The organism is Flavobacterium flavigenum (genome assembly GCF_027111255.2).
Classification (GTDB): Bacteria; Bacteroidota; Bacteroidia; order Flavobacteriales; family Flavobacteriaceae; genus Flavobacterium; species Flavobacterium flavigenum.
Map to the genome: position 1 here is coordinate 5,395,637 of NZ_CP114285.2, position 22,871 is coordinate 5,418,507.

The 22,871-nt window shown below is 32.8% G+C and carries 21 protein-coding genes; 9 read left to right on the forward strand and 12 right to left on the reverse strand.

Annotation, left to right across the window (positions count from 1 at the left end; all coding sequences use genetic code 11):
* Positions 1 to 57: 57 nt before the first annotated feature.
* The 4 genes from purU to OZP09_RS22450 all read right to left on the reverse strand — a co-directional run bounded on the left by purU (position 58) and on the right by OZP09_RS22450 (position 3,780).
* Complete coding sequence (gene purU / locus OZP09_RS22435; protein WP_281310030.1) at positions 58 to 912, reverse strand: formyltetrahydrofolate deformylase; 855 nt, start codon at positions 910 to 912, stop codon at positions 58 to 60.
* 29 nt (positions 913 to 941) lie between these two features.
* Positions 942 to 1,661, reverse strand: coding sequence for a DUF4197 domain-containing protein (locus tag OZP09_RS22440; RefSeq protein ID WP_281310031.1), 720 nt, complete (start codon positions 1,659 to 1,661; stop codon positions 942 to 944).
* A gap of 229 nt (positions 1,662 to 1,890) precedes the next feature.
* Positions 1,891 to 2,514, reverse strand: coding sequence for a hypothetical protein (locus OZP09_RS22445; protein ID WP_281310032.1), 624 nt, complete (start codon positions 2,512 to 2,514; stop codon positions 1,891 to 1,893).
* 162 nt (positions 2,515 to 2,676) lie between these two features.
* Positions 2,677 to 3,780, reverse strand: a complete 1,104-nt coding sequence (locus tag OZP09_RS22450; RefSeq protein WP_269235827.1) for a pectate lyase family protein — start codon at positions 3,778 to 3,780, stop codon at positions 2,677 to 2,679.
* A gap of 238 nt (positions 3,781 to 4,018) precedes the next feature.
* Here OZP09_RS22450 and OZP09_RS22455 point away from each other — a divergent pair, with 238 nt between their 5' ends.
* The 4 genes from OZP09_RS22455 to OZP09_RS22470 all read left to right on the forward strand — a co-directional run bounded on the left by OZP09_RS22455 (position 4,019) and on the right by OZP09_RS22470 (position 10,003).
* Entirely contained in the window at positions 4,019 to 4,588 is a 570-nt protein-coding gene (locus tag OZP09_RS22455; protein WP_269235828.1) for a Crp/Fnr family transcriptional regulator, read from the forward strand.
* Between the two features lie 211 nt (positions 4,589 to 4,799).
* On the forward strand, positions 4,800 to 8,240 hold the full coding sequence (locus OZP09_RS22460) for a methylmalonyl-CoA mutase family protein (RefSeq protein WP_269235829.1): 3,441 nt from the start codon (positions 4,800 to 4,802) through the stop codon (positions 8,238 to 8,240).
* 132 nt (positions 8,241 to 8,372) lie between these two features.
* Complete coding sequence (locus OZP09_RS22465; RefSeq protein WP_281310033.1) at positions 8,373 to 8,996, forward strand: hypothetical protein; 624 nt, start codon at positions 8,373 to 8,375, stop codon at positions 8,994 to 8,996.
* A gap of 263 nt (positions 8,997 to 9,259) precedes the next feature.
* Positions 9,260 to 10,003, forward strand: coding sequence for a hypothetical protein (locus OZP09_RS22470; RefSeq protein WP_269235831.1), 744 nt, complete (start codon positions 9,260 to 9,262; stop codon positions 10,001 to 10,003).
* A gap of 65 nt (positions 10,004 to 10,068) precedes the next feature.
* Here OZP09_RS22470 and OZP09_RS22475 read toward each other — a convergent pair whose 3' ends face one another.
* Positions 10,069 to 10,449: a flagellar motor protein MotB gene (locus OZP09_RS22475; RefSeq protein ID WP_269235832.1), complete on the reverse strand. Its 381-nt coding sequence runs from the start codon at positions 10,447 to 10,449 to the stop codon at positions 10,069 to 10,071.
* 166 nt (positions 10,450 to 10,615) lie between these two features.
* Here OZP09_RS22475 and OZP09_RS22480 point away from each other — a divergent pair, with 166 nt between their 5' ends.
* Positions 10,616 to 11,092, forward strand: a complete 477-nt coding sequence (locus OZP09_RS22480; RefSeq protein WP_269235833.1) for a hypothetical protein — start codon at positions 10,616 to 10,618, stop codon at positions 11,090 to 11,092.
* Positions 11,093 to 11,145: 53 nt separating this feature from the next.
* Here the strand turns inward: OZP09_RS22480 and OZP09_RS22485 are convergent, their stop codons facing one another.
* The 5 genes from OZP09_RS22485 to OZP09_RS22505 form a co-directional block, all read right to left on the reverse strand.
* Positions 11,146 to 11,532: a secretion protein gene (locus OZP09_RS22485; RefSeq protein WP_269235834.1), complete on the reverse strand. Its 387-nt coding sequence runs from the start codon at positions 11,530 to 11,532 to the stop codon at positions 11,146 to 11,148.
* A 390-nt stretch (positions 11,533 to 11,922) separates the two neighbouring features.
* Positions 11,923 to 12,330, reverse strand: coding sequence for a T9SS type A sorting domain-containing protein (locus OZP09_RS22490; RefSeq protein WP_269235835.1), 408 nt, complete (start codon positions 12,328 to 12,330; stop codon positions 11,923 to 11,925).
* Between the two features lie 340 nt (positions 12,331 to 12,670).
* Positions 12,671 to 13,072 carry a T9SS type A sorting domain-containing protein gene (locus OZP09_RS22495; RefSeq protein WP_269235836.1) on the reverse strand — a complete coding sequence of 134 codons (402 nt, stop codon included), beginning with the start codon at positions 13,070 to 13,072 and terminating at the stop codon, positions 12,671 to 12,673.
* A 351-nt stretch (positions 13,073 to 13,423) separates the two neighbouring features.
* Positions 13,424 to 13,828, reverse strand: a complete 405-nt coding sequence (locus OZP09_RS22500; protein ID WP_269235837.1) for a T9SS type A sorting domain-containing protein — start codon at positions 13,826 to 13,828, stop codon at positions 13,424 to 13,426.
* A 348-nt stretch (positions 13,829 to 14,176) separates the two neighbouring features.
* Positions 14,177 to 14,581, reverse strand: a complete 405-nt coding sequence (locus OZP09_RS22505; RefSeq protein ID WP_269235838.1) for a T9SS type A sorting domain-containing protein — start codon at positions 14,579 to 14,581, stop codon at positions 14,177 to 14,179.
* A gap of 776 nt (positions 14,582 to 15,357) precedes the next feature.
* On the opposite strand from OZP09_RS22505, the gene OZP09_RS22510 reads away from it, so the two are divergent.
* The 3 genes from OZP09_RS22510 to OZP09_RS22520 all read left to right on the forward strand — a co-directional run bounded on the left by OZP09_RS22510 (position 15,358) and on the right by OZP09_RS22520 (position 17,844).
* The gene (locus OZP09_RS22510) at positions 15,358 to 16,230 is read left to right on the forward strand and encodes an AraC family transcriptional regulator (RefSeq protein ID WP_269235839.1); all 873 of its coding nucleotides are present in this window, start codon (positions 15,358 to 15,360) and stop codon (positions 16,228 to 16,230) included.
* Positions 16,231 to 16,351: 121 nt separating this feature from the next.
* Positions 16,352 to 17,218, forward strand: coding sequence for an alpha/beta hydrolase (locus OZP09_RS22515; RefSeq protein ID WP_269235840.1), 867 nt, complete (start codon positions 16,352 to 16,354; stop codon positions 17,216 to 17,218).
* An 89-nt stretch (positions 17,219 to 17,307) separates the two neighbouring features.
* A complete protein-coding gene (locus OZP09_RS22520; RefSeq protein WP_269235841.1) occupies positions 17,308 to 17,844 on the forward strand; it encodes a hypothetical protein in 537 nt (178 codons plus the stop codon).
* Positions 17,845 to 17,912: 68 nt separating this feature from the next.
* Here OZP09_RS22520 and OZP09_RS22525 read toward each other — a convergent pair whose 3' ends face one another.
* Both OZP09_RS22525 and OZP09_RS22530 read right to left on the reverse strand, forming a co-directional pair.
* Complete coding sequence (locus tag OZP09_RS22525) at positions 17,913 to 18,881, reverse strand: TerC family protein (protein ID WP_269235842.1); 969 nt, start codon at positions 18,879 to 18,881, stop codon at positions 17,913 to 17,915.
* Between the two features lie 215 nt (positions 18,882 to 19,096).
* Positions 19,097 to 20,113: a glutamine synthetase beta-grasp domain-containing protein gene (locus OZP09_RS22530; protein WP_071636940.1), complete on the reverse strand. Its 1,017-nt coding sequence runs from the start codon at positions 20,111 to 20,113 to the stop codon at positions 19,097 to 19,099.
* A 426-nt stretch (positions 20,114 to 20,539) separates the two neighbouring features.
* Here OZP09_RS22530 and OZP09_RS22535 point away from each other — a divergent pair, with 426 nt between their 5' ends.
* Entirely contained in the window at positions 20,540 to 22,729 is a 2,190-nt protein-coding gene (locus OZP09_RS22535) for a glutamine synthetase III family protein (RefSeq protein WP_281310034.1), read from the forward strand.
* Positions 22,730 to 22,871: the final 142 nt, after the last annotated feature.

A 22,871-nucleotide genomic window follows, 5' to 3' on the forward strand; every position in this document is an offset into this window, starting at 1 on the left:
TCTTAAGTTAAAAGCCATTTCATTTTATTTGAAATGGCTTTGATTTTTATAAGTCTTTTAAGAAAAAACAACAGTTTTATTACTATAAACCATTGTTTTGCGTTCAGCATGCAGTTTTATGGCTCGTGCCAGAACAATTCGTTCCAAATCACGTCCTTTCATAATAAAGTCCTCAACAGAATGAATATGAGAAACACGTGCAATATCCTGCTCAATAATTGGTCCTTCGTCTAATTCTTCCGTCACATAATGACTTGTGGCGCCAATAATTTTTACTCCTCTTTTAAAAGCAGAATGATAAGGTTTTGCACCCGGGAATGCAGGTAAAAACGAATGATGGATATTAATAATTTTATTTTCGTAAAGCGAAATCAAACCAGGCGTAATAATCTGCATATAACGCGCTAGTACGATAAAGTTTATCTGGTATCTTTTTAATAGTTCAACTTGTTTAGCTTCGCCTTCTTCCTTATTGTCTTTTGTAAAAGGAACACAGTGAAACGGGATATCAAAGCGTTCTGCAATGGAACGCAAATCGTTGTGATTACTGATAATAACCGGAATTTCAACATTTAACTCACCGGCACTGTAACGTCCCAAAATATCAAACAAACAATGATCATACTTAGATACAAACAAGGCCATTTTAGGTTTCTGCTCCTGATTGTACAAATCCCAGGACATATCAAAATCTGCCGCAATGGTTTGGTTAAAATCGTCTTTTATGGCTTCAATACTGATATTGTGGTTTGTTAAGTCACATTCCAATCGCATAAAAAAAACATTTTGTTCTGTATCCACATGCTGATCGATGTAGGTAATATTCCCTTCTACTTTTGCAATAAAAGCTGTTACTGCAGCAATAATTCCTTTTTGATCCTTACAGTGAATCAGAATAGTTATTTTTTGCATTATAATTTTTTGGTTAATCGGTTAAAGACTTATTTTTTGTCCTGCATGGCAAAAACACTTTTTAACAACGGAGTAGTTCTTGCACTTATGTTGTTGCGAATTTCCTTTTCTTCCACGGCAATCATTTTAAAAACGCCTGCTAAAGCCTGATTCGTAGTGTAATCAGTAAGATCCGGATTTACTTTTTTTACCAGCGGAATAGTATTGTATTTATTGATGATTTTTGTCCATACAGCATCGGCGCCTACTTTCTCAAAAGAGCTTTTAATTACCGGATTAAATTTGGCATACAAAGCAGTTGTGGTACTTCCTTGTAAATAACTCGTAGCAGCACTGTCATTGCCTAATAAAATATTTTTGGCATCAGTAAAAGTCATGTTTTTTACTGCCGAAACAAAGATAGGAGTAGCTTCTTTTACTGCGTCTTCTGCAGCCCGGTTCAGCATTTTGATACCTTCATCAGCCAATGAGCTAAGGCCTACTTTGCGTAAAGTAGCATCTACTTTTTGTAATTCTGCAGGCATAAGAATTTTTACGGCTTCATTCTTATAAAAACCATCAACAGCTGTTAGTTTGCTCACCTGCTGTGTAATTCCTTTGTTTAAAGCTTCTTTTAAGCCCGAAGCGATATCTACACCGCCAACTCCCGGGATTTGCGAAGATATTTGTGGCAACTGATTTAAAGTTTGTTGTACCTGTGCACAGGAATTAAGAGAAAATGCTACGGCAAGAAGTAATATCTTTTTCATTAAATGGGGTTTTATTAAGTTTCAAAAATACTACTTATTCAAAAACAAAGCCACAATTTTATTTCAGGAGCACAAACATTTTGTTTCATAATTAACTTTTGTCCCGCTGTCCACTAAATTCCGCGCAGAAAAAAGCGCGGGATATCGTTCCCATCGGGGCTAGGTTACAAATTTTAGTTTCATAAGACGTGAATTATTTCAGTAAAAACAAGTTACTGTTTATGTAAAACTACTGGAAACTACCGTAGATATTTTCTCTGTGAGTTTGTTTGATTTCATTTTTTGTAAATGAATAAGTTGATTCTTCAGCCCATTTCCAGTTTTTAGAATGTATCATATCTATACCAATTGCTTTATAAATAATTTTAATGGTATTTTGATTGGTGGCCATTTTTAATTCAATAAGCTGGTCTCTAATTTTTGCTGAAGATTCTTTTTTTTCGCAATCCTGTATATCTTCAAGGACTTTTTTATCTTCTTTAAACCATTCTTTCAAAAAAGATATGTGCGTCTCAGAACATTGATAACCAAGATTAAGAGCAGTAAGAAGTCTACATTTTAAATTACTTTCATCATTTTTTTTATTTCCATCCCAATAGCACTCACTACCAATAAAAGTCACAATATAGCCCAAGGCTGCACGTTGTTGATTGGTTAATGTTTTAATATAATTCTCATTCAACTGAATAGTATTGTTGTTGTCTGTCCAAAGTATTTTAATGTACGTGTTTTGTATTGCGTTACTTTGATTTTCATTATTTATGGATGTAGTTTCTTGATTATTTAAAGTCTGCGAGAAAAATGGAATACTCTGACTTAGAAAAATTAATAGAAAAAGGAATCGTAAATTCATGAATAGGATATGTGAAATTATAAAGATAAAAGTACTGGTTATATTTTATTTTTCTGCATGGTTAATTTATTTGTTGCGTAATTAAGCATTATTTACAAATAGCGATAACAAAAAAGCTACCCAGTGTGGATAGCTTTTATAAAACAATTTTTTTATACTCACTTAGAATGAACCGCAAATGTTACCTGAAAATGTAGCTCCCGCATTGGCAGAAACATCAGATTTAACAGCAGACGCAGCAATTTTCACAATGGTATAAGGAGGTGTAAAAGCGGTGTTTTGTCCTGTTTTATTACCAGTTGTATTAGTGAAAACATTTCCGGACGTTACACTTACAGCAGTAAAACCAGTCATTAGGTCAATTGGGTTTTTTACATTTTCAAACACATTGTCTTCAACTTTTATATTGGCTTCAAAACCTGCGGCAATACATTTATTGCTAACAGAACTGTTGAAATAACTGTTCACGATATGTACTTTTCCAAATCGAACTCTAGGCATTCTTTCTTTACATCCGCTAGCCCACCAGCAGCGTGCAAATGTGATTCTTAATTTGCCGCGATCTGCAGTTGCCCCATCGCTTGAACCAATTAAGTTAGAATATCTGTGGTCATCTGAACCACCTGGACCACCTGCTTTTGGAGCTTTAAGGTAGGTGAATTTTGAATATGAAACCGTTATGTAATCAGATTGGTTTTTAATATCAAAGTTTCCGTCAACACCGTCTCTGAATTCACAATGATCAACCCATACATTCTGACAGTTGTCAAGAATTGCATTATCCCAGCCATCAGTATCATAAGCACCCGGACCTTCAAAAATTAGGTTTCTGATAATCAGGTTTTTACATCTCTTAATATTGATTATTCCTGAGCCATCTTTAGTTTGGTTTGTTGATACCAGTTTTGCACCGCTGGTACCGTAAATAGTTTTACCAGTCTGGTCTTGTAATGATAATCGGGCAGAAACAGTGATGGTACCGGAAACTTTGATCACTTTTACAGAACTGTTTTCAATAGCCGATTTCAATTGTGCATAATTGGTTACAGTTGTCTCTGCAGATGTGCCTCCGCCGGTTGTGCTTCCGTTTTGAGAAGCCCATCCCGGTACTTCAGAGCAAACCCCAACTTTTGAAGTTGAAGCAGAAACTGTCTCCTGGGTACTTAGGACAGCGTTGTCAGCATTTTGATCATCATCTGTGTTACAGGCTGCAAAACTCAAGGTAATCGCAAATAGCGAAATCGCAAATTTGGTTTTAAAATTCATAATGGTTTTTTGTTTGGTTATTACTACATTTTATAGTAATGCAAAGATGTTGATTAAATCCTACACAAATATTGAACTTGTTCAATTATTTTGTAATTAATTTGAATATTTGATTTTTTTTGTATAATTATTCTGAGTATAATATAATTTTTATATTTTTGCGTAATCGATTACATTATTTAAATTCACTCCCAAATTTTAGAATTTTAGAAATTTTAATTAAGAAATAATTAAAAGTATGTACGAAGAACTAAGACAGAATATCGAAAGAAAAATTACTCTTACAGACGAAGAGTGGAAATTAATATTGGATAAAACAGAATTTATTAAATTAAAAAAAAATGAGTTTTTGCAAATCCAGGACTCTAATAATTCTTACGAAGGTTTTATTCTGAGCGGGGCACTTAAGACTTATATTTTGAATGAAAACGGAACAGAAACTGTCATTTTCTTTTCATTTGAAAACGAATGGATATGTGACCTGGAAAGTTTTTATTATCATAAATTGACTAAATATAACATAAAAGCGATTGAAGATAGTGAGATATTAGTAATTAATAAATCCAATAAAATGCTTTTATTTAAAGAGGTTCCAAAATTGATTCAATTTCATATTTTAATGGTTGAAAGGGCAAATATCGCCATACAGGAAAGATTGGTTGATGTTTTAAATAAAACCTCAAAACAACGTTATATTGAGTTTGTAAAGAAATATCCTCAAAAGACCCAAAAAATAAACAATAAAAATTTGTCTTCTTATTTGGGAGTAACACATGAATTTTTATCAAAAATCAAAAAGAGTTTTTAATCTTAAACAAATAAGCCAAAAACCTAATTTAGCTTACTAATGAATTAATTGTCTTAAAATCAATGTTTTATTTGTTGTTTAAAATGTATTTTGGATGATGGGGATTTTGTATGCCTGAAAAGTAATTGTTTTTTGTTAACATAAAACTATCATTTCGTTGAATTGATGAAATATTTTGTAAATTGCACTATAAAATTATCATATTCGCAAAATGGAACAACAAAAAACATATATTCCTAAAAATAAAGTAAGAATTGTAACAGCCGCTTCGCTTTTTGACGGTCATGATGCAGCCATCAATATTATGCGCCGTATTATTCAGTCAACTGGTGTTGAAGTAATCCATTTAGGGCATGACCGCAGTGTTGAAGAAGTGGTAAACACAGCAATCCAGGAAGATGCGAATGCAATCGCCATGACATCTTATCAAGGCGGACACAACGAGTACTTTAAATATATGTATAATCTGCTTCGCGAAAAAGGAGCAGGACACATCAAAATCTTCGGAGGTGGAGGCGGCGTTATTCTGCCAGGCGAAATCGAAGAATTGCATGAATATGGTATTACCAGAATTTATTCTCCGGATGACGGTCGTTCTTTAGGATTACAGGGGATGATTAATGATTTGGTTGAAAGAGCTGATTTTCCGATTGGAGATAAATTAAACGGAGAAATCGATCATATTGAAAGCAAAATGCCAACTGCAATTGCACGTTTAATTTCAGCTGCAGAGAATTTCCCTGAAATTGCAAAACCCGTTTTTGATCAAATTCACGAAAGTAATACAACTTCTAAAATTCCGGTTTTGGGAATTACAGGAACGGGAGGAGCGGGAAAATCTTCTTTGGTTGACGAATTGGTTCGCCGTTTCTTAATTGATTTCCCGGAAAAAACAATCGGATTAATTTCTGTAGATCCTTCGAAAAGAAAAACCGGAGGAGCTTTGTTAGGAGACAGAATCCGAATGAATGCGATAAATAATCCTCGCGTATATATGCGTTCGCTGGCGACACGTCAGTCGAATTTGGCTTTGTCGAAATATGTAGCCGAAGCGATTCAGGTTCTAAAAGCAGCTAAATACGATTTGATTATTTTGGAAACTTCAGGAATTGGTCAGTCGGATACCGAGATTATGGATCATTCTGACGTTTCTCTTTATGTAATGACACCGGAATTTGGTGCAGCAACACAATTGGAGAAAATCGACATGCTTGATTTTGCTGATTTAGTGGCTTTAAATAAATTTGATAAAAGAGGCGCTCTTGACGCTTTACGCGATGTTAAAAAACAATATCAAAGAAACCATAGTCTTTGGGATAAAAATCCGGACGAAATGCCGGTTTTCGGAACGATTGCTTCGCAGTTTAACGATCCGGGAATGAACACGCTGTACAAAGCGATCATGGATAAAGTGGCACAAAAAACGAATTCTGACTTGAAATCGACTTTTGAAATCACTAAAGAAATGAGCGAAAAGATATTTGTAATTCCGCCGGGAAGAACACGTTATTTATCTGAAATTGCTGAGACTAATAGAAATTATGATGAGACTGCAATTTCGCAACAAAAAGTAGCGCAGAAATTATACGGAATCTTTAAAACCATAGAATCTGTTTCTGGAAAAATTCCGCAGATTACAAAAGCAGGAATCGATGATTCAACTGTTTTGCCAAGCGGAATCGCAGAACACGACGAAAACAGAATCTTTTTAAACCTTTTACTAAATCAATTTGATAAAGTAAAAATGGACTTAGATCCGTATAATTGGGAAATTATTGTCAATTGGGCTGATAAAGTAGCGAAATATAAAAATCCGGTTTATTCGTTTAAAGTTCGCGATAAAGAAATCAAGATTGCAACACATTCTGAAAGTTTATCGCATTTACAAATCCCGAAAATTGCTTTGCCAAAGTACGAAGCTTGGGGCGATATTTTGCGTTGGAATTTACAGGAAAATGTCCCTGGTGAATTTCCGTTTGCTTCTGGATTATATCCGTTTAAACGTGAAGGCGAAGATCCGTCAAGAATGTTTGCGGGCGAGGGCGGACCAGAAAGAACCAACAAGCGTTTTCATTATGTAAGTGCGGGAATGCCGGCAAAACGTCTTTCAACGGCTTTTGACAGTGTAACTTTATACGGAAACGATCCCGATTTACGTCCGGATATTTACGGAAAAATTGGAAATGCCGGAGTTTCAATCTGCTGTTTAGACGATGCTAAAAAGCTATATTCAGGTTTCGGTTTGGTTCATGCGTTGACTTCGGTAAGTATGACGATCAACGGGCCTGCGCCAATGCTTTTAGGTTTCTTTATGAATGCTGCAATCGATCAGCAATGTGAGATTTACATTAAAGAAAATGGCTTAGAAAAAGAAGTTGAAGCAAAAATCAACAAACTATATGCAGCCAAAGGAATCGAAAGGCCGAAATACCAAGGTGAACTTCCAGCAGGAAACAATGGTTTGGGATTAATGCTTTTGGGTGTTACAGGAGATCAGGTTTTACCTTTGGACGTTTATAACGAAATAAAAGTAAAAACGTTAGCTCAGGTTCGTGGAACGGTTCAGGCCGATATTTTAAAAGAAGATCAGGCGCAAAATACTTGTATTTTTTCAACAGAATTTGCGCTTCGATTAATGGGCGACGTTCAGGAATATTTTATTACCAAAAATGTTCGTAATTTCTATTCGGTTTCGATTTCGGGATATCATATTGCCGAGGCGGGAGCGAACCCGATTACACAATTGGCATTTACGCTTTCAAATGGTTTCACTTACGTGGAATATTATTTGAGCCGTGGCATGAACATCAACGATTTTGGACCAAATTTATCGTTCTTCTTCTCAAACGGAGTAGATCCGGAATATTCAGTAATTGGTCGCGTGGCGCGTAAAATTTGGGCAAAAGCCATGAAATTGAAATACGGAGCCAACGAAAGAGCGCAAATGCTGAAATATCATATTCAGACTTCAGGACGTTCTTTACACGCACAGGAAATTGATTTCAACGATATCAGAACCACTTTACAAGCCTTGTATGCGATTTATGATAACTGTAATTCATTGCACACCAACGCTTACGACGAAGCAATTACAACACCAACAGAAGAATCGGTTCGTAGAGCTATGGCAATTCAGTTGATTATTAATAAAGAATTAGGTTTGGCGAAAAACGAAAATCCAATTCAGGGTTCCTTCATCATCGAAGAATTAACCGATTTGGTGGAAGAAGCCGTTTTACAGGAATTCGACCGAATTACAGAAAGAGGCGGAGTCCTTGGCGCAATGGAAACGATGTACCAAAGATCTAAAATTCAGGAGGAAAGTTTGTATTACGAGACCTTAAAACACAACGGAGATTTCCCAATTGTGGGTGTAAATACGTTCCTGAGTTCTAAAGGTTCGCCAACGGTAATTCCGGCTGAGGTAATTCGTGCCACAGAAGAAGAAAAACAATACCAGATTACGATGCTGGATAACCTGCATAATTTCCACGAAGCAAAAGTAAATGAGCATTTAAGCCAGTTACAGGAAGCAGCCATTAAAAACGAAAACTTATTCGATTATTTAATGGAAGCTACAAAGGTTTGTTCGTTAGGTCAGATTACTTCGACGTTGTTTGAGGTTGGTGGGCAGTATAGAAGGAATATGTAAAATTTTATTTTTTTTTGTAGATTTTAAGGAAAAACCTCTCAAAGATATTTGGGAGGTTTTTTGTTTTGTAAAGAGAAAATTTATGTTATTAATCATTTAAAGAAAAATACTATATTTAAATTAAAAAAACGGATGGATATTCTAATACTATTTGTTTCTGGTCTAGTTCCAATTTTAATTACACTTTGGTTGAATGAAAGAGTAAAAGGAAGTGTTCAAAATACTTTTAATAAACAACTTGAAGAAATAAAAAAAGAACATTCAAAAGAACTTTCTCAATTCCAATCGGAACTTAATTATTTAAAATCAAAAGAGAGCTTTAAGTTTACTAAACTTCATGAAAAGAGATTTGAAGTGATGGCAGAAACTTATAAGTATTTGACTGATGTTTTGATTAAGTTAAGACTTTATGTAGCTCCATTAAAAAGTAGTCTTAATGATGAAACGGCTGAAGAAATTAATCATAAACAATCTTGTGATTATCATGACGCTCATAATAAATTTCATGAGTATTATAGTTTCAACAAAATTTATTTCAATGATGAAATTGAAGAATTATTAGAAAAATATTTGGCTTCTTCATTAGAAATTTCTAACCAACATTTTAAAAAAGAGTATCTAGGTAGAGAAGGGAGGTTTTATAACACTAAAGTCTATATTTCGGATGGAAGTGCATATGAAAAAGTTCGAGAATTAATAGAGCCAATTCAGTTTGAAATAAAAAATAAATTTAGGGAAGTTTTAGGTGAATCATAACTAAAAAAATATAAATGGAAGTTATAACAGAATTTACGATTTTGAAAGTTGGCAACATTATTTATGCAGCTAAGCTTGAAAAAGATTACATATTAACTGGTTATAATTACAGCGAAATATATAAGATATGTTAGCATATTTGGAGCCAACAGATAAAAGTGAAAAAGGATTTCAAATAACCTTAAGCAGCATAGTAAATCTTGAATATCAGGTTTATTAGAAATTATTTTACAAAATAATCATATTAACACTAAGAATAAAAGATGAGTAATAAACATGATATTGAAACTTATTCTAGATTAGAAAGAGCAGCTGATTACTTTCTGCATTGTTCATTCACTAGTTTACAAAATGCAATGCGAGATGAATTAAAAGGATTAATTTATCTTGAAGAAATAATGAAAATAGACGTCTCTGAAAAAGATAAGATGAATTTTAAAAAAGCAAAATTGCCAACGAATCCAGTTGAACTACTTCAATCTGGAAATCTTAATATTTCAGGAGACTTAATGAACAAATTTTTACATGCCGGATATGTTACAGAGAAACGCCTTCTAGAAGAACATGTTAAGTTTAATAAAGAACATAAAATAGGTTCAATAGAAATATTGGGACATTTAAATAATTTTGGTTTTTTTATAGAAACTGTTATTAATCGTCATTTGCTTTTTTTATTACATATCGAAGAAATAGATTCTATTAGTTATAATAGAATTTCTATAGCTAAAATTATGGAAAGAATAATTTATCTATTTAAAGATGAACTCAAAAAAAATAAAATTCAATTGAATGAGATTATAAATTTATTTTCCTTGAGAAATAAAACCGTTCATTTTACACCAGATAATGCAATAGCTTTAAATGTTAAGTTGATCGAACTATATAGAATTTGGAATCAAACAATAAAGCTTCTAAAAGTCTTAGAGAAAAAAGAGAAATTTAAAGGTATAAAATTATCAGAAAAACTTGGTAATTCTAGCAATGATTTTCAGCAGCATTGGAATTAAAATCAAGAATTCCAGCTAGTCGCGAGCGTGACGCTCGCGTTAGCACATAAAGACTTAAAAAAATATTAAACTCTCTTTTTTACAGTAACTTTTGTCTTCAACTTTTCAATAACAGCATCAGTTTTTGCATTTTCACAAATAAACCGTAAAGATTCAGCATAACGGTAATAATATTCAGGAGCTAAGTCTAAAGTAAGAGAAAAAAGTTTACCATACCATTCGGCAGCATTTTCCAGTTTAAAATGCGAATAAGAGGAATCTCCTAACTTTTGAAATAAATCTACAGACTTGTAGCCTTTTGCAGCAATTCTTTCATAGGTTTTCATTACATCAACATAAGCATAAGTGTTGCTTACTTTATCAGTAATAAAGACTTTTTCATTTTGGTCAGCGGCACTGAATGAAAGAATAGTCCCTGTTACTAAAATAACAAGTCGTTTTTGCATAAGCATCGGATTAACAGAATGGTTTTGAGTTTTTGTTTCGCAAATATATCTAAATCAATAAATCAATAGTATAAGTTATTTTTTGAGTGTTTTTTTTTAGAAAATTTAGCGATTTTGAGCTATTCCCTAAAAGTTTTCAGATATTTTTAATCGAGAAAAATGTTTCATGAAAATTAATAGCATAATTTTATATTCAAACGACATCGTTATGACTATCCGGGAGTATTCTAAAAAAATAAATAATTTGCTAGCAGGGGAGGATGTACCCCAGTCTTCTGATGATACTGATTTAGAAACTACAGTTTCCAAAATTTTGGATAAACCAAATATTTATTTTACGCTTCAGGATCTTTCTGAGGGATCGGTTGAATCGATTATGCTAAATAACAAAATAGTAAAGTTGTTTTCAGATCATGTAGACTTGTTGTTTTTAAGTGAAAAAGAAGCCGGAAATGTTTGCTTTGCTAATAATACTGAGCTACGTCCGGAATTCAGGCAAAACTTCACAGCTGTAGAACTTGCGGATTATGTTTATGCTTTTGCACATTCTTCTTTTTATAAAGAATCCCGAAAAGTAGCGATTACATCAGAGACTGATCTTTTTTGTAAACTGGTAAAAATTGGATCTTGTTTTAGAAAATAGAATAAAAAAAACAGCCCTTGGGGATGGGCTGTTTTCTACAGGGCAAAATAAAATTAACGACGAAAGGCAGGACTTTCGTTTACTGATTGGTCTAACGCAATTGCTTTTGATTTTTTTGCAGAAACCGTAATTTTATGATTCACCACTCTGTTATTTTCTAAAACTTTTAAATAATAAGTTCCGGCAGGATACGTTTCAAGGCTTAAGGTTTTTGAAACTTCTAATTCGTTGGCAGAAAATTCTCCCGTGTAAAGTAAATTTTGTTTTTCGTCACGGATGGAAAAATTTGATTTTTCGGCAGCGTTTAATGTAAAGCTAACTACTTTTCCATTTCCGGTTTTTATATACAAGATATAATCTCCTTTTTCATTACCTGCATACGTACTTAATGTTGTTAAAAATACAGCTACAACGAAGCTCAGTCTTAAAATTTGTTTCATCTTTTTTTTAATTTTTAATCTTAATTTTCTTTTTCGTGGTATTGACAAAACTACAAATACTTCTTTTATATCAAAATTTTTTATGTGTTTTTTATTAACACTAAGTTGTTGATTTAAAAGTATTTCTGTTTTTTATTGTTGTACTTATGAATAAATTGAGCTTTTGGTTTTGTTTTTTTAGATTTTCTCTAATCTTTTAACATTTAGTGCTTTAGGTGTTATAGGTATTATTTTGTTAAATTGTCCTGACTTTTTTGGTTTCGAAAGTAAAATCTTAAAATAAAAAAAAACAGCTCGAGAACCACCAAGAGCTGTTTTAAAAACCGTTAAGTTTTAAACTTTACTAACTATCTAACCTCATTTTTATACTTATATGAAAGCATAAACTTTTTATCGTATTGCTACGCTTGTATTTTTATCAGAAGATTTCTCTTTGTAAACTGTTGAAAGTGCTTTTGCTGATAATACAGTTGCATTATCTTTAATCGTAATTTCATGTTTTATTGTTTTTACACCATCTTCAACTTCTAAAAAATAAGTCCCTTCAGGAAATTCTTCAAAGCTGAAAGTTTTTAAGATTCCGTTTTTACCTGTAGCTTTTTCAGAATAAATCAGGTTGCCGTCCTGGTCATAAATAGATAAATTGGCTTTTGTAACGTTGTTTAATCCAAAAGTCACTTCTTTACCATTTCCTTTAATTACATAAAGGGCAAAATCATCATTACAGCCAATTGCATAAGTATTGATACCCACAAAAAGTAAGGCTGCTACTAAAGTTAATTTTAAGATATTTTTCATGATTATATTTTTTAAATTGTTTGTTCAAATTTTATACTGCTAAATTACTTTAACAGATCAGTAAAATACACAACTGTATTTTCTTATATATGTGCTATATTCTCATTTACGAAACCGTTATAGGTTAAAATTTGAATTATTATTGCTGTTAATGTTAATTTGGTTGCTATTTTTTAATGTTTTGATCATGTTTAAAATATCTTTGATGCAGCAATTGCCTTATTGATGTATCGTAATTTTCTTCATAAATTAGGAAAGGATGGGAATAGGTTTATTTGGAAAATAGTAACAAAAAAAACAGCCCGTCCGGAGCTGTTTTTTTTAAAACTGTTAAGTTTAATTATTTAGCTGCTACATCGCTTTTAGCAGATCCTGTTTTGTAAACTGATGAAACCGGTTTTGGTGATAAAACGGCAATATTGCCTTTAATGATAATTTCGTGTGTTGTCGTTTTTACATTGTCTTCAACTTTTAGAAAATAGGTTCCTGAAGGGAATTCCTCGAAGCTGAAAGTTTTTAATATACCTTCTTTACCTGTAGCTCTTTCAGAATAGATAAGATTTCCTTCATCGTCATAAATAGATAAGTTTGCTTTTGTGATATTATTTAATCCAAAAGTAACTTTATTACCATTTCCTTTAATCACGTGAAGAGTTCCACCTTCACTTCCGTCAATTGCATATGTACTGATTCCTGAAAAAAGTACTGCTGCGATTACACTTAATTTTAATGTCTTTTTCATGGCCTTATTTTTTTTAATTATTGTTCTAATTTGATACTGCTAAATTACTTCAACAAATCAATTAAATGTATTACTGTGTTTTCTGATATATATGCTGTATTCTCATTTACGAAACCGTTATAGGTTAAAATATAAATTATTTATTACGTTAATGTTAATTTGATGATTATTTAATAAAATTTAGGAATAGGTTACAGATGCAGAAATCAGTCGGGTTCTTTAAATTATCACTTAAAAAAAATAAAAAAAACAGCTCAAGAACCACCAAGAGCTGTTTTAAAAACCGTTAAGTTTTAAACTTTACTAACTATCTAACCTCATTTTTATACTCTATGAAAAGTATAAACTTTTTTAGCGTACTGCTACGCTTGTATTTTTAACAGAAGAGTTGTCTTTATAAACTGTTGAAATCGCTTTTGATGATAAAGCTACTTTATTATAAGAAACAATGATTTCATGTTTTGTTGTTTTTACACTATCTTCTATTTTTAAGATATAAGTTCCTTCTGGAAAACCTTCAAAAGTTATTCTTTTTAAGATTCCATCTTTACCTGAAGCATTTTCAGAATAAAGTACAGTTCCGTCCTGGTCATAGATTACTAATTTTGCTTCAGTTACCCTGTTTAATCCAAAGGTGATTTCATTACCATTTTCTTTGATAACATGAAGGATGTAATCATTTCCATCAATTGCATAACTACTTATTCCTGAGAAAAGTACCGCTACTACTAAGCTTAATTTTAAGATGTTTTTCATGATTTATGTTTTTTAATTATTGTTCTGATTTTATACTGCTAAATTACTTCAACAATGTAATTAAGTGCACAACTGTATTTTCTGATATGTGTGCTGTATTCTCATTTACGAAACCGTTATAGGTTAAAATTTGAATTATTTATATCTATAATGTTAATTTGATATTTATTTAACAAATTATAAAAAGTAATTACAGGAGTAGAAATAATTGCTATTAGATGTTCTTATTATTTATTAGAATAAAAAAAAACAGCTCAAGAACCACCAAGAGCTGTTTCAAAAACCGTTAAGTTTTAAACTTTACTAACTATCTAACCTCATTTTTATACTGTGAAAGTATAAACTTTTCTAGCGTACTGCTACGCTTGTATTTTCTGCAGAAAATCCTGCTTTATAAACTGAAGAAACTGCTTTTGCTGATAATACTGTAGTATTATTAGTAATCGTAATTTCGTGTTTTGTTGTTTTTACATTATCTTGTATTTCTAAGAAATAAGTTCCTTCCGGAAATTCTTCAAAGCTGAATGTTCTTAAGATCCCGTGTTTTCCGGAAGCTTTTTCAGAATAGATCAAATTCCCACTTGCATCATAAATTGATAAGTATGCTTTTGTAGTGTTGTTCAATCCAAAAGTAATTTCTTTACCGTTTTCTTTAATTACATGAAGAACGTAATCTTTACCATCAATTGCATAAGTACTTGTTCCTGCGAAAAGTAATGCTGCTACTACACTTAATTTAACTATCTTTTTCATGATATATAATTTTAAATTATTGTTCTGATTTCTATACTGCTAAATTACTTCAACAGTGTAGCAAAATGCACAACTGTATTTTCTGATATATATGCTATATTCTCATTTACGAAACCGTTATATGTTAAAATTTGAATTATTCTTGGTATTTTGGCTAATATGGCTATTATTTTTTAATTTTTTTTGATTAACTGCGAATATGAAATATAAATAGGTTTAATTATTGGTATATCGCAAATTTTGTAAGAAAAAAATAAGGTTGTGATAATTTCCGTCTCTTCTTTTATTTCAAAAAATGAAATTAGATACCGTTTTAAGAGTGTTTTATTAAGGAAAACTATTGAAAAAGTAGAAAATGAGGATAATTTGAGAATAAAATCTTTCTGCGCGTATTACCAATATTCAATTGAAAACTGATAAAATGTTCGATTATATGGGCTTATTTATTTTTGACTTTTGTTTTCAAAAAAAATTAAATCTTCAATTATTATTGTGTCATTATTTATTCAATTGTTTCTCACTGAAAACTAATTTAGTTTTTCATTTTCTTTTGCTATATAAAGGTCAAGGTATTTTAAAATCTTTTTTTGTATTTTAGTTTTTTAATTAATACTCTAATTATTTGATGCTGAAATACTTTACGTGTAAAATATTCTGCTTAATAAGGTCTGGAGATTTCAATGCAATATTCTTATTTACGAAAGCGTTGTAGGTTAAAATTTGAATTATTTTAGGTATTTTTGTTAATTTTGTTTTTATTATTTAATCTTTGATACATGAAACCAATTGCCCCAGCTCTTGAGATAATATCAAACTCCTACGGAAGTTCTTTTACCTATACTAAACATGCGCATAAGACAAATAGTAAATCGCACCTACTGCATTACCATCCCGAAATTGAAATTGTCTTTGTGAACGGCGGTGCAGGGAAGAGGCAGATAGGAAGTCATATTTCTTATTATACCAATGGTTCCCTGATTCTAATAGGTTCAAACTTGCCACATTGTGGATTTACAAACGAACAAACGGGTAACAAAGATGAAACCGTGATTCATTTCAAACCGGATTTTTTAGGAAATGAATTTTTTGGCATTCCTGAAATGAAAAAGATTCAAAAACTGCTCGAGCAGGCTAAAGCCGGAATTGCATTTGGGGGAGAAACAAAAAAGTTAATCGGGATCAGGATGGAACTGATGGAAAACAAATCTCCATTTGAGCGTTTCCTGACTCTTTTGAGTATTTTGAAAGATCTTGCCTCTTCTGAAGAATATACTATTCTAAACGCAGACGGATTCCTGATGGAAATGCAGGTACCAGACAATGACAGGATGAATGTAGTTTTTAGTTATGTAAAAGATCATTTTCAGGAGCCTATTTCTGTAGATGAGATTTCGAAACTGGTAAGTATGACAACACCGTCTTTCTGTCGTTATTTCAAAAAAATATCCAATAAAACCTTTACCGAATTCGTAAATGAATACCGTTTGGTTCATGCTTCGAAACTTTTGGCAGAGAAACCGATCAGTATAAATGAAGTTTGTTATGAAAGCGGATTTAATAACTTCAGTCATTTCAGTAAGTCGTTTAAGCAATATACGGGTAAAAGCGCATCAGAATACAGACAGGAGCACAGGGCTACGATTATGTAAAGCCTTATTTTATAGTGCATAAAACTTAACCATCATGTAGCTGATGGTTTTTTTATGTATTTTTTTGAACATAAACATTTATATTTATGATTCTTAAAAAACTTAAAACTATAAAAAAACTATGAGACATTTTAAAATACTGCTTTTTGTCTGCATACTCGGTATTGGAAGTTCTTATGCTGCTAAAGTAGATACGCTCGAAGTTGCCAGTACGGCAATGAACAAAACCTATAAAGCTGCTGCTGTACTGCCTAATTCGTATGCAAAAAGCAAAACAACATTCCCTGTTATGTATTTATTGCATGGTGCTTACGGACATTTTGGTGACTGGCTGAAGAATACGCCAAATAAAGACCTTGTAAAAAATCTGGCAGACCAATATAATATGATTATTGTAATGCCCGAAGGCGAAACGTTTAGTTTTTATATCGACAGTCCCGTAAATACAGGAAGCCAGTTTGAAACCTTTGTAACTAAAGAAGTGATCCAGAAAGTAGATAAAACATACAGAACCATCGCCAATAAAAACGGGCGTGTCATTACCGGACTTTCTATGGGAGGTCATGGGGCATTGTACCTTTCTGCCAGAAATCCTGATTTATTTTGTGCTGCCGGAAGCATGAGTGGTGCAGTTGATATGAGTGGAATGCTAAATCGTGATTCTGCTGCTCAGGTTCTTAAATTGATTGAACCTGTTTTTGGTGATAAGAGTAATGATGTAAAAATGTACGAGCAGCATGCGGTTTTAAATATGATTGATAAAATAAAAGCCAATAAACTGCCACTGATTATTGACTGTGGCATAGATGACTTTTTGATTGAGCCGAATAAAGAATTACACAGAAGGCTGGTATATAATAAGGTAGAACACGATTATACCGAAAGACCCGGTGCACATACCTGGGAATATTGGGAAAATGCACTGCCTTATCATGTTTTATTTTTTAATAAAATACTGCTTAAAAATCAGGAGATTATAAAAAAGTAAGTAAAAATATTCCGAAAGAATGCGTTAAAAGTTTTTTTTGGTTTGATTTTTGGAATACCTTTAAGTATAAACTTTAAAATTTTAAAAATATGAAAAAGATATTGACACTTTTCGCAGTTGTTGGATTAATAGTGTTTTCGAGCTGTGAAGGACCAGAAGGACCAGAAGGGCCTCCGGGGTTGGATGGGTTAAAAGGAGAACCTGGTTATGTTAGTGAAGTATTTGAACTTCAAAATGTAAATTTTAGTTTTAATGCTAATGAATATAAAATTTATCGACAATTGAATCCAGTAATAGCTAGTTCAGATGTAGTTTTGATATATAGATTAGCAGGAACAATTAATTCTAATACTCCTATTTGGCAATTGATTCCAAGAACTATTTATTTATCAAATAATCGTGAATTAGATTATGATTTTGATTTCAGTAGACAGGATTTTACAATTTATGCTGGAGGGAACTATGATGAATCTACAACGCCAGATTTATTAAATAATCAAACGTTTAGAATTGTTATAGTACCTGGAAGTTTTTCTGATAAGTCTGTTAACAAACCTGATTATTCAGATTATAATGCCGTTATCAAAAAATATAATATTGACGACAGTAATGTTCAAAAATTATAATAACAACCTGTTCATAAAAAAAGGAAATCGAAAGATTTCCTTTTTTTATGAATTTACTTTTTCAAAATTTATTCCGGATCTAAATCACTCAATTCTTTTTCCTCTCCAAATTTCAAGGAAACCAAAATCCCAACTAAAAGCGAAAGTGCAATAAATCCTAATGAAGCCCATTCCGGAACGTGGATATAATCGTGCAGCAGCATTTTTAATCCAACGAAAGCTAAAATAGCAACCAGACTGTATTCGAGATAACTGAATTTTGCCAGCATATTGGCTAAAAAGAAGTACATAGAACGCAATCCTAAAATGGCAAAAATATTAGAGCTGAATACCAAAAACGGATCTGATGTAATGGCCAGAATTGCCGGAACGCTGTCAACGGCAAACAAAACGTCCATAACTTCAATCACAATCAAGGCAACAAATAATGGGGTAGCGGCTTTTTTTGCCGTTTTAGTGGAAATGAAAAATTTCTCCCCATCTGTTTCTGAAGTAATTGGTATTACTTTTCCCAATGCTTTGTATATAAATGAATCTTTAGGCTGAAAATCTTCGTCTTCACCTGAAAACAGCATTTTTATAGCAGTAAAAATCAGGAAAATTCCAAATACATACGTAGTCCAGGTAAATTTATTGATTAGCATAACGCCAAAGAAAATCATTAACCCTCTGAAAACAATGGCACCCAGAATTCCCCAGAATAATACACGATGCTGGTATTTTTGAGGTATTTTGAAAGAAGCGAAAATGATAGCGATTACAAAAATGTTATCGACGCTCAAAGAAAGTTCAATCAGATACCCTGTAATAAACTTCATTGAAGCAACAGCAGGCTTTAGATTATCGGGATTTGCAATATAATCTGTGGTGTAAACCCAATAAATCACTCCTGAAAAGAGAAAAGATAATGTAACCCAGATCAGCGTCCATTTGCTTGCTTCTTTGGTACTGATAATATGTGGTGTTTTATTGAAGACTCCTAAATCTAAGGCAAGAATAAAAACTACGGCCAGTAAAAAAATGATCCAGACTATCATAAATTGTTGTTTTTTTAAGGGTTTTCACAAAGATAAGTGTTGAAGTTTAACTTAAGAAAGGAATTAGGTTAAACTTAACTTCAGGATTTTTAACTAAAAACCTTCATTCAACGGAGATTGTTAAAGCTTAGCTATTGTAAATCATTCGATTTTATAAATAAAAAAAGTGCCATCGATTAAGATGGCACTTTTGTGAATATAAATTAAGCTTTGAATTATAGCGCTGAGTTAACAGTTTTGATAATTCTAGCAGCAATTTTGTATGGATCTCCGTTTGAAGCTGGTCTTCTGTCTTCCAGCCATCCTTTCCATCCTTTTTGAACAGTCATCAAAGGAATTCTGATAGAACATCCTCTATCTGAAACTCCGTAAGAGAAATCGTGGATAGAAGCAGTTTCGTGCTTACCAGTTAAACGTTGGTCGTTGTAAGCTCCGTAAACAGCGATATGCTCAGCAGTTACAGGACGGAAAGCTTCACAGATTCTTTCGTAAGTTGCCTGGTCTCCACACGTTCTTAATACATTGTTAGAGAAGTTAGCATGCATACCTGAACCATTCCAGTCTGTATCTCCTAGTGGTTTTGGGTGGTACTCAATATAGTAACCATATTTTTCAGTCAAACGATCTAATAAGTAACGTGCAACCCAGATTTCATCACCTGCTTTTTTAGCACCTTTAGCGAATAATTGGAATTCCCATTGTCCACAAGCAACCTCCTGGTTAATTCCTTCAAAGTTGATTCCTGCAGCGATACACAAATCAGCATGCTCTTCTACTAATTTTCTTCCGTGAGTGTTTTTTCCACCAACAGAACAGTAGTACATACCTTGTGGAGCAGGATATCCTCCAACAGGGAAACCTAATGGCAATAAAGTTTTAGTGTCCATAATGAAATATTCTTGTTCGAAACCAAACCAGAAATCATCATTATCATCATCAATAGTAGCTCTTCCGTTAGAAGGGTGTGGTGTTCCGTCAGCGTACATAACTTCACACATTACTAACCATCCGTTGATACGGGTTGGATCAGGATAAATTGCAACAGGAACTAATAAACAGTCAGAAGATCCACCTTCAGCTTGTCTTGTTGATGAACCATCAAATGACCAGTTTCCAAGTTCTTCTAATGTTCCTTTGAAATTTTCGTGCTCTTCAACTTTAGTTTTACTTCTAAGATTTTGAGTTGGTTCATATCCATCTAACCAAATGTACTCTAACTTAATTTTAGCCATAATAATATAAATTTATTTTTTTGTTTTTTTCGCTGGGTCAAATATAGATTTATTTTTCAAGCCGTAAAAATTAGGGGGTGTATTTTGTTTCGATAGATATAATTTTTTACATAAGCGCAATTTTGTATGGGGTATATTTAAAAAATAGCAATTTTTTAATGTTTTAAAAATAAATTCGTAATAAACATGAGCGTTTTTTGAATTAATTTCTGTTCTGATTACGAAATATTGTTTGTTTCCTTAGTAATATTCGTATGTTTTGTTATATTTTTTTAAAACCATTTCGAAATTCTTTGCAAAACGTACCTTTTGTTGCTAAAATGCTTTTCAAAAATCTAAAAGCTATAGTTAAAAAGGCTTTTTTATTCTTTATATTTGTCCCTTGTATTTTTAATCAAATTATTACGAATTTTTAAAATTATATACATGTCAACATTACGTTTTCAGGCCTTGCAGGAAGCTTCATCAAGAAAGCCTGTACATTTTGAGGAAATTGACAGAAAGTCAACTATTTTCGGGGCAAATGTTTTTAATGAGAAAGCAATGAAGCAGTATTTGACTTCAGATGCATTTAAAGGAGTTAGGGATGCTATTCAGCACGGAACCAAAATAGACCGAAAACTGGCCGATTATATTGCCATGGGGATGAAAGAATGGGCTTTGGCTAAGGGTGTTACACATTATACACACTGGTTTCAGCCGCTTACCGGAACTACTGCAGAAAAACATGATGCCTTTTTTGACGTATCATACGATGGAAGTGATCCTGTAGAAAAATTTGGCGGTGCACAATTGGTACAGCAGGAACCGGATGCATCAAGTTTCCCGAACGGCGGAATCAGAAATACATTTGAAGCCAGAGGATACACAGCATGGGACCCGACTTCTCCGGCATTTATCTATGGAACAACTTTATGTATTCCTACTGTATTTATAGCTTATACAGGAGAAGCTTTAGATAATAAAATTCCGTTGTTAAGAGCTTTATCAGCTATGGATGAAGCAGCGACAGAGGTTTGTAAATATTTTGACAAAAACGTAAAAAAAGTAACGGCTACTTTAGGCTGGGAGCAGGAATATTTCTTAATTGACAGAGCTTTGGCCAATTCCCGCCCTGATTTAATGATGACAGGAAGAACTTTATTAGGGCATACTTCTGCAAAAGGACAGCAGTTAGACGATCATTATTTCGGATCTATTCCAACTCGTGCCTTAACGTACATGAGAGATTTAGAGCAGGAATGTATGTTGTTAGGAATTCCGGTAAAAACCCGTCATAATGAGGTAGCGCCGAATCAGTTTGAGCTGGCTCCAATATTTGAAGAAACCAATCTGGCTGTAGATCATAACTCTTTATTGATGGATGTGATGCAAAAGGTAGCAGAGCGTCATGACTTTAAAGTACTTTTTCATGAAAAGCCTTTTAAAGGTGTAAACGGTTCTGGTAAACATAATAACTGGTCACTGGCGACTGATACAGGAGTTAACTTATTAAGTCCGAGTAAGACGCCAATGAGCAATTTACAGTTTTTAACGTTCTTTATTAATACTATAAAAGCAGTTAACGATTATGAAACTTTATTAAGAGCTTCTATCGCAACAGCGAGTAATGATCACAGGTTAGGGGCAAATGAAGCGCCGCCGGCTATTATTTCGGTATTTATTGGGGAGCAGTTAACGAAAGTTCTAACCGAACTGGAAAGTGTAACTACAGGAAAATTATCGCCTGAAGAGAAAACCGATTTAAAACTGAATGTGGTGGGTAAAATTCCGGATGTTCTTTTGGATAATACAGATAGAAACAGAACGTCTCCTTTTGCCTTTACAGGAAATAAATTCGAATTCAGGGCAGTAGGTTCAAATTCAAACTGTTCGAATGCAATGACTACTCTGAATGCGATTGTAGCAAAACAATTAAAGGACTTTAAAATTGAAGTAGATACTTTGATTGATACGAAAGGTTTGAAAAAAGACGAAGCAATCTTCAATGTTTTGAGGGAATATATAAAGGAGTCCAAAAAAATCCTTTTTGAAGGAGACGGTTACAGCGATGCCTGGGAAAAAGAAGCTTCGAAAAGAGGTTTAAGTAATTTTAAAACTACACCTGAAGCCATTAAAGCAAAAGTTTCTAAACAGGCTTTAGACTTATTTGCTGAATTAGGCATTTTAAATCATGTTGAAGCTGAGGCACGCTATGAAATTGAATTGGAGGAATATACTAAGAAAATTCAGATTGAAGGCAGGGTTTTAGGTGATATTGCCAGAAATCATGTGATTCCGACTGCCATTCGTTATCAAAATACTTTAATTGAAAACGTAAAAGGACTGAAAGAAATTTTTGGTAAAGAATTCGAAACTATTGCCAAAGAACAAATCATTCTGATTAAAGAAATTTCAGGTCATATAGAAGGAATCAATTCAAAAGTAGAAGCGATGACGAATGAAAGAAAAACAGCAAATAATTTAACAGATGCGCAAAAAATGGCTGAGGCTTATTGCAATAAAGTGAAGCCATATTTTGAAGATATCCGTAATCATTGCGATAAGCTGGAATTACTAGTAGATGATGAAAGCTGGACGCTGACAAAATACAGAGAACTTCTGCTTACGAAATAAAAAATAATTGATTGTATTATTGAAATGCCTTTCCGGTTTTCGGAAAGGCATTTTTTTTATTTCTGATTTTAGAGGGGTAACAATTGTAAGTTTAATTTGATATAGAGTTGTGTTTACAACTTTATTAACCTCAAAATATTTT

Bases quoted from the DNA above. Each gene is read 5' to 3' on its own strand.
- purU (WP_281310030.1), bottom strand. From the start codon at position 912: ATGCAAAAAATAACTATTCTGATTCACTGTAAGGATCAAAAAGGAATT.
- OZP09_RS22440 (WP_281310031.1), bottom strand. From the start codon at position 1,661: ATGAAAAAGATATTACTTCTTGCCGTAGCATTTTCTCTTAATTCCTGT.
- OZP09_RS22445 (WP_281310032.1), bottom strand. From the start codon at position 2,514: ATGAATTTACGATTCCTTTTTCTATTAATTTTTCTAAGTCAGAGTATT.
- OZP09_RS22450 (WP_269235827.1), bottom strand. From the start codon at position 3,780: ATGAATTTTAAAACCAAATTTGCGATTTCGCTATTTGCGATTACCTTG.
- OZP09_RS22455 (WP_269235828.1), top strand. From the start codon at position 4,019: ATGTACGAAGAACTAAGACAGAATATCGAAAGAAAAATTACTCTTACA.
- OZP09_RS22460 (WP_269235829.1), top strand. From the start codon at position 4,800: ATGGAACAACAAAAAACATATATTCCTAAAAATAAAGTAAGAATTGTA.
- OZP09_RS22465 (WP_281310033.1), top strand. From the start codon at position 8,373: ATGGATATTCTAATACTATTTGTTTCTGGTCTAGTTCCAATTTTAATT.
- OZP09_RS22470 (WP_269235831.1), top strand. From the start codon at position 9,260: ATGAGTAATAAACATGATATTGAAACTTATTCTAGATTAGAAAGAGCA.
- OZP09_RS22475 (WP_269235832.1), bottom strand. From the start codon at position 10,449: ATGCAAAAACGACTTGTTATTTTAGTAACAGGGACTATTCTTTCATTC.
- OZP09_RS22480 (WP_269235833.1), top strand. From the start codon at position 10,616: ATGAAAATTAATAGCATAATTTTATATTCAAACGACATCGTTATGACT.
- OZP09_RS22485 (WP_269235834.1), bottom strand. From the start codon at position 11,532: ATGAAACAAATTTTAAGACTGAGCTTCGTTGTAGCTGTATTTTTAACA.
- OZP09_RS22490 (WP_269235835.1), bottom strand. From the start codon at position 12,330: ATGAAAAATATCTTAAAATTAACTTTAGTAGCAGCCTTACTTTTTGTG.
- OZP09_RS22495 (WP_269235836.1), bottom strand. From the start codon at position 13,072: ATGAAAAAGACATTAAAATTAAGTGTAATCGCAGCAGTACTTTTTTCA.
- OZP09_RS22500 (WP_269235837.1), bottom strand. From the start codon at position 13,828: ATGAAAAACATCTTAAAATTAAGCTTAGTAGTAGCGGTACTTTTCTCA.
- OZP09_RS22505 (WP_269235838.1), bottom strand. From the start codon at position 14,581: ATGAAAAAGATAGTTAAATTAAGTGTAGTAGCAGCATTACTTTTCGCA.
- OZP09_RS22510 (WP_269235839.1), top strand. From the start codon at position 15,358: ATGAAACCAATTGCCCCAGCTCTTGAGATAATATCAAACTCCTACGGA.
- OZP09_RS22515 (WP_269235840.1), top strand. From the start codon at position 16,352: ATGAGACATTTTAAAATACTGCTTTTTGTCTGCATACTCGGTATTGGA.
- OZP09_RS22520 (WP_269235841.1), top strand. From the start codon at position 17,308: ATGAAAAAGATATTGACACTTTTCGCAGTTGTTGGATTAATAGTGTTT.
- OZP09_RS22525 (WP_269235842.1), bottom strand. From the start codon at position 18,881: ATGATAGTCTGGATCATTTTTTTACTGGCCGTAGTTTTTATTCTTGCC.
- OZP09_RS22530 (WP_071636940.1), bottom strand. From the start codon at position 20,113: ATGGCTAAAATTAAGTTAGAGTACATTTGGTTAGATGGATATGAACCA.
- OZP09_RS22535 (WP_281310034.1), top strand. From the start codon at position 20,540: ATGTCAACATTACGTTTTCAGGCCTTGCAGGAAGCTTCATCAAGAAAG.